Here is an 11,027-nt window from a genome sequence, read left to right as displayed (position 1 = left end):
ATTGTATTGAAAGTAGCGCTGCTACACGCATTAACCTGTCGTTAACCTAGCATTAACCGATAGATTTAAAACAATTGCAGAGATTTGCCTCATCATCATCGTCAAATCAATCATCATGAGTTTAATCAAAAAACGACTTTTATCATTCATCTTCATCGTAATTGGAGCGGCCTGTATGGCACAGGATCCGGTTGTATCGGGCAATGTGTACGACACCGCAAAGCAACCATTGGCATTTGCCGATGTTGTTTTTAAATCTGTACAGGATTCTACAGTTGTAAAAACGGCATTTACAGATGAAAGCGGGCATTTTGAAATTACAAATATACATCCCGGCAATTATATCCTTACAGTTAGTACTGTTGGTTTTGAAAATTATACTACATCACGTACTATTGTTGCAGATGTAGTGCTTCCTGATATTACGATGGTAACAGGTAGTAAAGAATTGGAAAATGTGGTTATTACCCAAAAAAGACCAATCGTAAAACGTAAAATTGACCGTCTGGAGTTTGAGGTGGAGAATTCAATTTTGTCTTCTTCAAACGCATGGGAAATAGTTAAGAAAACACCGGGTGTAAATGTGGTAGGCGACGGAATATCCATTCGCGGCAGCGGCGGCATACTCGTTACTATAAATGACAAAAAGGTATATCTTACAGGGACGGAACTTAAAAACCTGCTTGAAAACACTGATGGCGATAATATAAAATCGGTAGAAGTGATCACGACACCACCTGCTAAATATGAGGCGCAGGGCAGTGCGGTACTGAATATCAAAATGAAGAAAAATGTAAGCGGCGGTTACAAAGGCTCGCTATCAGGTGCTTATGTACAGTCTATGTACCCAAAGGGTGTAGTAGCGACCAACCATTATTTTAAAAATAAGAAACTTACCGTTTTTGGAGGTTATATGTTTGGCTCGGGTCATTATTATAGTGAAAGCAAGGGAGAAGTACGCTACTCTAACCCGGAAGATAACCAAATAACATCGATATGGAAGAGTAAAGAAAAGGCTAACTACAGGGCTACACAGCAAAACAGTTACAACATAAGCGCAGAATATGCCATAGATACGCTAAACACAGTATCGGCAGGATTTAACGGTTTTTCAAGCCTTAAGAGTACCGCCCTGATTGATACGCCTACGTCTATTTACAACGGTTCAGGCCAGCTCGACTCGCTGTACACTACACGCAACCGTAGAAATTATCCGGCAAAGAACAGCACGCTTACAGGATCGCTTGAACATAAATTTGACAGTAATAATAAAATAATAGTATCGTCTGATTATACGCAGCATTATATCAATCAGAATCAGGATATTGCTGCGCAGTTCTCGCTGCCAGATACCGCACCGCATGGCTTTCAGGATATTGGCAGTAACGATACCCGCAGGATAACGCTGTTTTCCGTTCAAGGAGATTATAACGGAAAAGCAGGAGAAACGACACTTGAAGCCGGGATGCGTTATGGTAATGTAAGCGCAAAGAACATCTTTGATTATGAAAATGCCATTAACGGTATACCATCAACAGTTTTAGATCTTTCAAACAGATTTTTGTATGACGAGGACATACTGGCCGGCTACATAGGAGCAGAACGCGAATTTGGAAAATGGGATTTTAAGGCAGGGCTTCGTGGGGAGCATACCAAACTGGAAGGAAATTCAGTTACAACGCAGGAAGTGAACAGGCAGGATTATTTTAAGCTTTTTCCATCGGCGTATGCTATGTACAAGGTTTCAGATAATCACCAGATAGGACTGTCGTATGGTAAGCGTATTGTAAGGCCGCAATACAGCGCACTCAATCCTTTCAGGTCCTACAACACGCCCTATTCATATTCTACAGGAGACCCAAGGTTACAGCCTGCAATTACACATAACTTTAGCCTCCAGTATACGCTAAAGCAAAAATATAATTTTGACCTTTTTTACCGCTACGAAAAAGATCCTGCATCTGAAGTGATCTATCAGGACTATGCAACAAGTACAGTTATAGCGAAATATACCAACATAAGGCGAAATGTGTCGTTGGGCCTCGAATTTAACACCAATATTCAGTTTTTTGAGTGGTGGGAGGCCGGCACTATGAGTACTATAGGCTATCAGGAAAATACATTTCAGGGAGCAGACGGCGGCATGCAGGTTATAAACCAATGGACTGTTTATGCAAGTGCCAACAGCCGTTTTACCTTAAATAAGAATAAGGACCTGCTGGCAGAATTTGATTTCTTCTATATGTCGCCCGCAGTGCAGGGTGCTTATAAACTGACGGATATATCCAGCCTGTCCATGTCGGTTAAAAAGGTATTCTTGAATAAAAATGCAGAGGCAGGTGTTTTACTGTCTGATATCTATAGGGGAGAAAGGCAAACCGTTACCACCCGTTACGGTAACCAGTACAGCACCTACAATAATTATGGCGATTCGCAGAGTTTCAGGGTGTTTTTCAGGTACCGTTTCGGTAACCAGAAACTGGGTGAAGGGAAGACCCGTGATACCACAGATGAGCAAAAACGTTTATAAACAATATCGTTTGCGTTAGTTGCCTGTACAGCCAATATCGGTATGTGCAGGCTTTTTTGTTAATTATAGTTGGTATATTTGCACTCAAATAAGTTCTTTACTTAATTTCTTTCAAACGGGAATGGTTTTCGGCGAAAGCCAAAATTAAAGAGGGAATCGTGTGCAAATCACGAACTGTCGCGCAACTGTAAGTGCCACACCACAGTTTTTACCAATTTTATGTTCACTGTACAGGGGTATGGGAAGGACGGTAAAAACGGCACAAGTCAGGAGACCTGCCATTACTTACTTGACAATGCTTTCGCGGTTTGAAGCAATTGGTTTCTATTTTGGCCGGGATACCTGCGCCTTACAGCAATCGTTACTTCTTAAGGCATTGTGAAATGAGCAAAAGGGCTTTTAACTGATGTATTAATTCTTTAAAAGCAAAATTATGTTCACAAACAGTTTGGGCTACCCCGAAAACGGTAAATGGCAGGAACCGGAAATTACTGCAAATAAAAAAACAAACAGGCTGCGGCTCAAGGTGTACCCCGAAAGAAACCTGAAGAGTTCAGTTTAAAACTGGCGCTGCGGTTAAAAAATAATTATTTGGGCACGATTATGGCACAAATAATTTTAGTTGATAATATAAGACAATATATGAGTTCCAAAATAAATGCAGCTATTACTGCAGTTGGGGGTTACGTACCGGATACGATACTTGATAATGCTACCCTTGAAAGAATGGTAGACACATCTGATGAATGGATTACTTCACGCACAGGCATAAAAGAACGAAGAATTTTAGGGGATGGTAAGGCAACGTCTGACATGGCGGCTTATGCCATACAAAACCTTCTTGAAAACACGGGGATTAACCCGGATGAGATAGAAGTTGTGATACTCGCAACCTCTACACCCGATCATAATCTGGCACCTACAGCGCCTCTTGCTGCCAGTAAGGCAGGATTAAAAAACGCCTGGGGCTTTGACTTTAATGCAGCTTGCAGCGGATTTCTTTATGCGCTGTCTGTAGCCGCATCATTTATAGAGAGCGGCAGGCATAAAAAGGTATTGCTTGTAGGGGCAGATAAAATGAGTGCCATAGTGAATTATGAAGATCGTAATACCTGCGTGCTTTTTGGCGATGGGGCGGGAGTAGTGCTTCTTGAACCTTCTACAGATAATGCTGCTGTTCTTGATACAGTATATAAATCAGATGGTAATGGGGTTCAGTTCCTTTCTGTTCCTGCAGGAGGATCTGCCGAGGGTACATCTATAGAAACTATAAACGGTAAGAGGCACTCTGTTATACAGGATGGGCGTACGGTGTTTAAAAATGCCATTAATGGCATGACAAGCACCAGTAAAGAACTTCTTGCAAAACTAAACCTTACTACAAACGATATTGATTGGGTAGTGCCGCATCAGGCCAACTTAAGGATCATAGATTCTGTAGGAGAGAACCTTGGCGTGGCAAAAGAGAAGGTAAAAGTAAACATCCAGCGCTACGGAAACACCACTGCGGCCACACTGCCACTTTGTTTGTGGGACTTCAATAACGATTTTAAACCGGGAGACAAACTATTGCTAACAGCGTTTGGAGCCGGTTTTACCTGGGGCAGTACCTGCATAGTGTGGGGAGAGCTCAGAAACAAAAAATAAAAACATGACATTAGAACAAAAGATTGACGCGGCAGAAACGCATATTTTTAAAGCAGTGTTTCCTAACACGACAAACCACTACGATACCCTTTTTGGGGGAGCAGCAATGCACTTAATGGATGAGGTTGCCTTTATAACGGCAACACGTTTCAGCAGGCAGAGGGTGGTTACGGTAAGCAGCGACCGTATTGACTTTAAAAAACCTATACCTGCAGGTACTTTTGCAGAACTTATAGGCAAAGTAACCCATATAGGTAATACAAGTATGAAAGTGCATGTTGAGATATATGTTGAAGACATGTATTCTACAAACAGGGAAAAAGCCATTACAGGAGAATTTACTTTTGTTGCTATCAATGAAAATAAAGAACCGGTAGCCATCAACAAATAAATTACTAAAACATTGTGCAGACAAAGCGGCCATCTTTTTGAGATGGCCGCTTTTATTTTATAAGAACTTTTGTATTTGTGTAAGAAAATATTAACATATGGGGCGCTATATTTGTAACCGAAATCAAATGATGTTTTACGATTCCTTCGGCTCTTTATTGGGTAGAGCCGTTTGGTTTGAATAAAATTAAAGTTTGTGTAGTAGTGTCCATCACGGACGTTGGTAAATTGGTTTGATAGTAACTGGTAATTACTGTCATATAGAACCCCGCAACAGCGGGGTTTTATATTTTTAAGGCGATAATAAACCAATTAAATCGTTACTTTTAAGCAGGCCGTTATAGTGTGATATAACTTTGTAATCTGCCGACAGAAATACCCATTCAGGATAGGAGCTTTTTGTATCGGTTAATGCCGTAGCCAAGCCATTAATGCCGCCTGTACCATTTGGGATAAACGAATATTCTTTTCCGTTAAAAACTATCTTTTCTTGTGATTCTGCATTAAATTCTATGTAATAATAGCTGTTGGCTAACAGCTTTTGGAGGTCTTTGTCTTTTTCAACCTGCCTGTCCTGAAGTCGGCAAACCCCACACCAATTAGTATGCATTTTTATAATGACAGGACGTGGTTCTTTAGCCATCTTTTGCGGAAGTTCAGTAAACGATACAACATAATTTTTTTGGGCGTAGCCAAAGCAAACGGTTGTGAGCAGTATTGATGTGAAGAATAGTTTTTTCATGATGATCCACTTCTTGCGTTCACTAAATTAAAACAAATTATAGCGCATCCCTAAATATACACGTCGTCCCTGCATTGATGCATAATTATAACTGGTGTCAAATGTATACCCGTTAGGGTTGTTTACCGGGTCGTCTGCATTTTTATTAAACGGGTCAAACGGGCGCATAAGCGGATCTTTAGGTACAAAATCGAATACGTTTTTCATACCGCAGTAAATCTCCAGGCCGTAATCAAATTTTTTGGTAAACTGAATATTTGCAGTGCAAAACCACGGCGAATACTCAGGCCTGTAATCGTTAGGTAATATAGGCAGGCGCATCGGTCCGTACCAGTTACCGGTAGCATCTATGCTATAGTTATTGCGAAAGCTGTAGGTTGCCACAAAGTTACCTGACCATTTAGGGGCGTGCAGCTGCTGCGTCCTCTCATCGCCAAAACCTTTGTCCTCGATCTGGAAAACATCCATGTAGGATATCCCGGCAAGTACTTTTAACGGAAAAGTAAATGTTACATCGGTATTCAGAGAAACACCCTGTGATATAGCATGGCCTTTCAGATTGTCATAAATAATTTTGGTGGGGTCGGTGTCAAAATCTCCCACAATCTTATTGGTAAAATAGGAGTAGAACCCGGTAATGTCAAAATTTATAAAAGCAAAATCGGTAGGTACTTTAAGAACATAGTTAAGGTTACCGTTAAAGGAACGTTCCGGTTTAAGCGCTTCGGTAATTACCACATCACGTGCGCCGGTAAGCGCAGCATGGTCTTCGGTAAAAAGGTTTACCACCCTGAAACCAGTACCAAAACTTGCCCGTACAATATTATTCTGGTTGGGTGAAAACTTATAGGCCACCCTTGGCGAATGCACGCCGCTGTGATTTTTGTCGTAATCAAAACGGTAGCCTCCCAGTACTTTGTGTTTTTCATTAAGCGTCCATTCATCCTGGATGAATATACCAGGGAGCGGTGTTTTTTGAGGTTCGTTGGTAGTGCCATCGGCATTTGCGGTTGCAGGAGTATTGTCGTCATAATGGGTATAGCGCATTGCTGCCCCTAAAAGAAAGTTATGGTCATTGCCAAACTGTTTGTCCCAATATGCCTGTATAAAACCTACCTGCTGCGTAGCCATATAGGGAGTAGTGCCGTAATATGAATTTTGGTCATGCCAGTTGTAAGAGAACTGTGTGAATATCCTTTCAGTTGTAGGGAGTTGGTAAAGGCCTATTACTTCGGCACGTTTGGTATAAATGCTTTCGCCATAAATACTGTCGCTACCACGAAATTTTTTATCCCAGTTCATCTCGCCACCCCAGCGGTCTTCATACACATAACGCGCTGCAAGACTAAACAGTCTGTTTTCTTTACGGTCAAAATTCCATTTGTTGAATATGGAGATGCGATCCTGCTGGGTAACATCGGTAAAATTGTCACCATTTTTATCGGCGCGCACGCCATACTTAAAATAGTTTACCCCCAGTAGCGAAGTAGCCGATCCCGCTTTTATCTTCACAGCCCCGTCAAGGCTTATTTCGCCCCAGCTGGTCATAAAATAATCGGCACTCACAACAGGTGCTTTGGTCGGGGTTTTGGTAATTACATTGATGATTCCACCCATGGCTTCAGACCCATATAGCGACGATGCAGGACCTTTAACCACTTCTATACGCTCTACAAGGCTGTTAGGGATTCCGCTAAGGCCATAAACTGTAGACAGTGCACTTACTATAGGCATACCATCAATAAGTATAAGTGTGTAGGGGCCTTCCATCCCGTTAATGTGAATATCTCCAGTGTTGCACACGTTACAGTTTAACTGTGGCATAACACCGTTGATCATGCCTACAGCTTCGAATAAGCTGGCGGTAGGATTCTTTTTAAAGAGTTTAGGTGTAATTATTTCTACAGGTATCGGGCTTTCAGTACGGCTTATTTCCTTCATTGTTCCGGTAACCACTACTTCGTCCATAACCTGGCTTTCATCAATAAGCGCTATGTTACTAACTGTTTCCGGTTTGTTTACCGTAATTTTTTTACGCTCGGTCCTTAATCCCACAGAACTGAATATAATCTCGTAACTGCCATACGGCAGATTCTTAATTTCATAATTTCCGTCGTTATCGGCAGCAAGAGATGTTCCCACCGGCATTATGATTATACTCACTGCCGAAACGGGTTCATTGTTCTGCGTTATTTTTCCTTTAATGTTTCCGTTTTGGGAGAACAGTGGCAACGTGGCAAATAACAGTACTATCTTAAAGTAGTTTTTCATTATCTAAATCTATAATTAGTATTGCAAAATTATAAATTTAGTCTAATCTAAAAATTATTTTTAAGTTTATTTTAATTTATTATTCGAAAACTCTAATTTTAATTTGACGTTGGATTAAAAAATAACATTTAAGAACCGGTATGGCGGATTTTATCGAAATAAAAAAAACCTTCATAATGAAGGTTTTAAAATTCTTACACTTTTTATCAATCAGCAAGGATATTCTCCTCCCGGACCTATTTTATGTCCGGTGAGTTTTAAAGTATATGTCATATCGGGGTTTAAAGAGTAATCCCATATCATATACCAATGATTGCCGCCGGCATCTATGCCTACACCCACATAGTCGCCCGGCTCGTTGCCAATTGACCTTCTTTTGCAGATAACTTTTAGTTTTACAGGCTTCCCGTAGGTTGCTTTGTCGTTTATGTCATCACCTATAACGTCATAGATTTCTCCAACCTGTGGCTCAATTATGTTTTCAAAGTAAGTTTCTTCCTCTATTACTTCAACTGTCGAACCAACTACGGGTTCTTCCTTTGTTTTATACACCCTTCCGTTCGTTTGAACATCAGACGGATTTGATGCTGTACCCTCTTCATTCGAGCATGATGTCAGGATAACCGTCAACGTTAGTGACAGGAGTAAAATAATTTTTTTCATTTCCTTAAGTTTTAATAATTAGTTAATTGGTGTCGAAATGTATTAAAAAACAATACGTTGGTGTAAGCGCAAACAAAATTTTAACAATGTTGTTTTGATGCATAAATAGCTGTGTTTTTTAAAAATGCTTAAATTATACTGAACTGTATTTAAAAATTGATAATAATATGATGTAATGGCATTTTATCTCGACGAAGAACAAATGGATTGTTTATTTTTACGATTCATGAAAGCGATTTAAGGAGTGGGTTCAAAAGGTGACTTTATAACGGTAAAACCAAACGACGATGTAGTAGCCAGGTATGTTGACTACTATTATTTTCATGTATCCCATGATGCAGCCTTTCATAAAAACTTTTTCTTTTACCCTAATTACAAACACGCCATTACTATTTACAAAGGATCAGACGTGAGCCTTACAGATGATGGGTCTTTAGTACTGCCTTCAAAAGAAGACGCCATTTCGTGCTTTTACTCTATAAATACCGCGACGAATTTTAAGGTACAGCTTAATGGTATTTTTAATAAAATTGGGATTGTGTTTAATCCTCTTGGGCTAAATCATTTTATTGAAGCCGGACTTGGTGACTTCTTTGACAGGGCTGTAAATAAGTTTGAATGTTTTAGCGATCCTTTTATACAGGCACTTGAAAAAGTATATTCTGAAACGGATACTGAAAAAAAAGCATTGCTCCTGGATTTGTTTTTTAAAGGTACTTACACCGGGTTTGAAGAACCTACAGTTAAAAAAGCAGTGCAGGAAATACTTAACACCAATGGTTCTGTAAAGGTTGAGGAGCTTTCTGAAATGCTCAATGTAAACCGTAAAACGCTGCTGAGGTTATTTAAAAAACATTTATGCTGTAGTGTAGAGGAATACAAGAAGATGGTTATGTTTCGCAATGCCCTTAACTACTCGCTTCAGGCTGGGCAGGAGGCTACTCTTACCGATGTTGCTCTGTACAGCCTGTATTATGACCAGGCACATTATATAAAGCACTTTAAATCGGTCACACAGCAATCTCCAAAAACATTGCTCTCAAAGCTTACTAAACTGGGTACCCAGGAGACGTACTGGAATTTTGAAGATTAATATACCGATGTCCCAATTTTACAATTTTTAACAGGTAAAGATTTAGATATTTGTATCATCAACCTTTAAACTGTATAATTATGAAACTTACACGCAATCATTTTAAAGTATTTGTTTTATCGCTTACTATATGCCTGCTTATTGGATATTTTGCAGATGTTTTGTTTGATGTGAAACTGTACCAATTTTTAATATTTGGTTCTATGATAACACTTTTTATAAATCATAAGCATATCGCTACTGCTCCTAAAAAACAATAAGTATGGTAAAGCTATTATTAATCGTTGCAGCGTTCATAGATACAGTACTGCAATTTGTCCAGTCGTTATTGTAACAGATACTATTACTTACCTTTTCAGGGAATACCGATATTATTGCATAGAGGGAGAGGCTTTTGCTTTAACATTTTTTGTTAAAGTATCAGCCTCTTTTTTTATAGGGCGTTTTAATCTGCTAAATTTGCATGAAAAACGATTTCGTACTAAGAAGCTGATATATTAACTTCTTCATCTGATGGACGAATTCAATTGGTCATTTTTTACATTTAGGTAAGATAACTGGCATGCAATTCGCGTAGTTTTGTTTCAATCAATACCATTCTTAAATATATGAAGATTAAATACCTGGTTTATACCCTTTTAATTGCAGGTGTGGGGGCACTTGTATTCTACAGGATATCTGAAAATAAAAAGCAGAAAACGGAAGCCTCAGGCGGAGGAGGCAGTAAAGACGGTAAGAAACCGCCTATGGCTGTAAACGGTGTAGTGGTAACTCCACAGGAGTTTGCAAATACACTGTCTCTATCAGGTTCTATTGATGCAGATGAACAAATTGAGGTACGTACAGAGGTATCAGGCATTGCCGAAAAGATATTCTTTACCGAAGGTGCCAAAGTAAGTAAAGGGCAGGTATTGGTTAAGATAAATGATATTGAGCTCAGGGCTCAGGCCGGACAGGCCAAAACCAGGCAGACACTCGCTGCCGAAAATGAAAGGCGTGCTAAACTCCTCTTACAAAAAGAAGCCATAAGCCAGGAAGAATATGATATTGCCAGCGCTGACTTTAAAACGGCTCAGGCACAAACACAGCTTATAAATGCCCAGATTGCAAAGACGTCTATCAGGGCGCCGTTTGCAGGGACTATTGGGTTACGTAATATTTCGCCGGGAACTTATGTAACGCCCGAAACACTTATTACTACCCTTGTGAGCAGTAACAAGATTAAAATTACTTTCTCCATTCCTGAAAAATACGCTGCGCAAATGAAGGTTGATTCAAGAATTAGCTTTACAGTAGCAGGAAGCGGAGAAAAATTTGAAGCTAAAGTTTATGCGCTCGAACCTGCTGTTGAGGTAAGCACGCGTACACTTAGGGTTAGGGCAATGGCCGATAACGCTAAAGGCAAATTGCTGCCGGGTACTTTTGCTAATGTGATCCTGCCGCTGGATATGGTTAAGGATGCCTTTGTAATACCTACAGAGGCTATCGTGCCGGTACAGGATGGTAAGAAAGTGTTTGTTTCTAAAAACGGACAGGCACAGGAAATTATGGTAGAGACAGGAACCCGTACCGATAAGGATATTGTAGTGCTTTCGGGACTTAAAGCCGGCGATACTGTTCTTACAACAGGTGTACTTACGCTTAAGAAGGAAACTCCGGTTAAGGTATCGGTAACACAAAAGGCGAAGTAA

10 protein-coding genes and 1 riboswitch are annotated in these 11,027 nt (G+C 40.0%); of the genes, 7 read left to right on the top strand and 3 right to left on the bottom strand.

Features of this window, described 5'->3' with window-relative positions; translation table 11 throughout:
* Positions 1-115 precede the first annotated feature (115 nt).
* The 4 genes from R1T16_RS10565 to R1T16_RS10550 all read left to right on the top strand — a co-directional run bounded on the left by R1T16_RS10565 (position 116) and on the right by R1T16_RS10550 (position 4,568).
* Positions 116-2,530, top strand: coding sequence for an outer membrane beta-barrel family protein (locus R1T16_RS10565; protein WP_317501069.1), 2,415 nt, complete (start codon positions 116-118; stop codon positions 2,528-2,530).
* A gap of 105 nt (positions 2,531-2,635) precedes the next feature.
* Positions 2,636-2,828: riboswitch (cobalamin riboswitch) on the top strand.
* 135 nt (positions 2,829-2,963) lie between these two features.
* Positions 2,964-3,092, top strand: a complete 129-nt coding sequence (locus tag R1T16_RS10560) for a hypothetical protein (RefSeq protein ID WP_317501068.1) — start codon at positions 2,964-2,966, stop codon at positions 3,090-3,092.
* Between the two features lie 80 nt (positions 3,093-3,172).
* Positions 3,173-4,177 (top strand): beta-ketoacyl-ACP synthase III, encoded by a 1,005-nt coding sequence (locus R1T16_RS10555; RefSeq protein ID WP_317501067.1) that lies wholly within the window; start codon positions 3,173-3,175, stop codon positions 4,175-4,177.
* Positions 4,178-4,181: 4 nt separating this feature from the next.
* Positions 4,182-4,568, top strand: coding sequence for an acyl-CoA thioesterase (locus tag R1T16_RS10550; RefSeq protein WP_317501066.1), 387 nt, complete (start codon positions 4,182-4,184; stop codon positions 4,566-4,568).
* Between the two features lie 291 nt (positions 4,569-4,859).
* Here the strand turns inward: R1T16_RS10550 and R1T16_RS10545 are convergent, their stop codons facing one another.
* The 3 genes from R1T16_RS10545 to R1T16_RS10535 all read right to left on the bottom strand — a co-directional run bounded on the left by R1T16_RS10545 (position 4,860) and on the right by R1T16_RS10535 (position 8,210).
* Positions 4,860-5,309 carry a thioredoxin family protein gene (locus tag R1T16_RS10545; RefSeq protein WP_317501065.1) on the bottom strand — a complete coding sequence of 150 codons (450 nt, stop codon included), beginning with the start codon at positions 5,307-5,309 and terminating at the stop codon, positions 4,860-4,862.
* A gap of 27 nt (positions 5,310-5,336) precedes the next feature.
* Positions 5,337-7,580, bottom strand: coding sequence for a TonB-dependent receptor (locus tag R1T16_RS10540; RefSeq protein WP_317501064.1), 2,244 nt, complete (start codon positions 7,578-7,580; stop codon positions 5,337-5,339).
* Positions 7,581-7,790: 210 nt separating this feature from the next.
* Positions 7,791-8,210, bottom strand: a complete 420-nt coding sequence (locus R1T16_RS10535; RefSeq protein ID WP_317501063.1) for a hypothetical protein — start codon at positions 8,208-8,210, stop codon at positions 7,791-7,793.
* A gap of 277 nt (positions 8,211-8,487) precedes the next feature.
* Here R1T16_RS10535 and R1T16_RS10530 point away from each other — a divergent pair, with 277 nt between their 5' ends.
* The 3 genes from R1T16_RS10530 to R1T16_RS10520 all read left to right on the top strand — a co-directional run bounded on the left by R1T16_RS10530 (position 8,488) and on the right by R1T16_RS10520 (position 11,027).
* A complete protein-coding gene (locus tag R1T16_RS10530; protein ID WP_317501062.1) occupies positions 8,488-9,336 on the top strand; it encodes a helix-turn-helix domain-containing protein in 849 nt (282 codons plus the stop codon).
* Positions 9,337-9,416: 80 nt separating this feature from the next.
* Positions 9,417-9,596 carry a hypothetical protein gene (locus R1T16_RS10525; protein WP_317501061.1) on the top strand — a complete coding sequence of 60 codons (180 nt, stop codon included), beginning with the start codon at positions 9,417-9,419 and terminating at the stop codon, positions 9,594-9,596.
* Between the two features lie 348 nt (positions 9,597-9,944).
* Positions 9,945-11,027 carry an efflux RND transporter periplasmic adaptor subunit gene (locus R1T16_RS10520; protein WP_317501060.1) on the top strand — a complete coding sequence of 361 codons (1,083 nt, stop codon included), beginning with the start codon at positions 9,945-9,947 and terminating at the stop codon, positions 11,025-11,027.

The organism is Flavobacterium sp. DG1-102-2 (genome assembly GCF_033042555.1).
Classification (GTDB): Bacteria; Bacteroidota; Bacteroidia; order Flavobacteriales; family Flavobacteriaceae; genus Flavobacterium.
This window is presented reverse-complemented; position numbering and strand designations above follow the sequence as displayed.

Excerpts from the sequence above, each read along its gene's own strand:
- R1T16_RS10525 (WP_317501061.1), top strand. The coding sequence starts at position 9,417 with ATGAAACTTACACGCAATCATTTTAAAGTATTTGTTTTATCGCTTACT.
- R1T16_RS10550 (WP_317501066.1), top strand. The coding sequence starts at position 4,182 with ATGACATTAGAACAAAAGATTGACGCGGCAGAAACGCATATTTTTAAA.
- R1T16_RS10545 (WP_317501065.1), bottom strand. The coding sequence starts at position 5,309 with ATGAAAAAACTATTCTTCACATCAATACTGCTCACAACCGTTTGCTTT.
- R1T16_RS10540 (WP_317501064.1), bottom strand. The coding sequence starts at position 7,580 with ATGAAAAACTACTTTAAGATAGTACTGTTATTTGCCACGTTGCCACTG.
- R1T16_RS10555 (WP_317501067.1), top strand. The coding sequence starts at position 3,173 with ATGAGTTCCAAAATAAATGCAGCTATTACTGCAGTTGGGGGTTACGTA.
- R1T16_RS10520 (WP_317501060.1), top strand. The coding sequence starts at position 9,945 with ATGAAGATTAAATACCTGGTTTATACCCTTTTAATTGCAGGTGTGGGG.
- R1T16_RS10560 (WP_317501068.1), top strand. The coding sequence starts at position 2,964 with ATGTTCACAAACAGTTTGGGCTACCCCGAAAACGGTAAATGGCAGGAA.
- R1T16_RS10565 (WP_317501069.1), top strand. The coding sequence starts at position 116 with ATGAGTTTAATCAAAAAACGACTTTTATCATTCATCTTCATCGTAATT.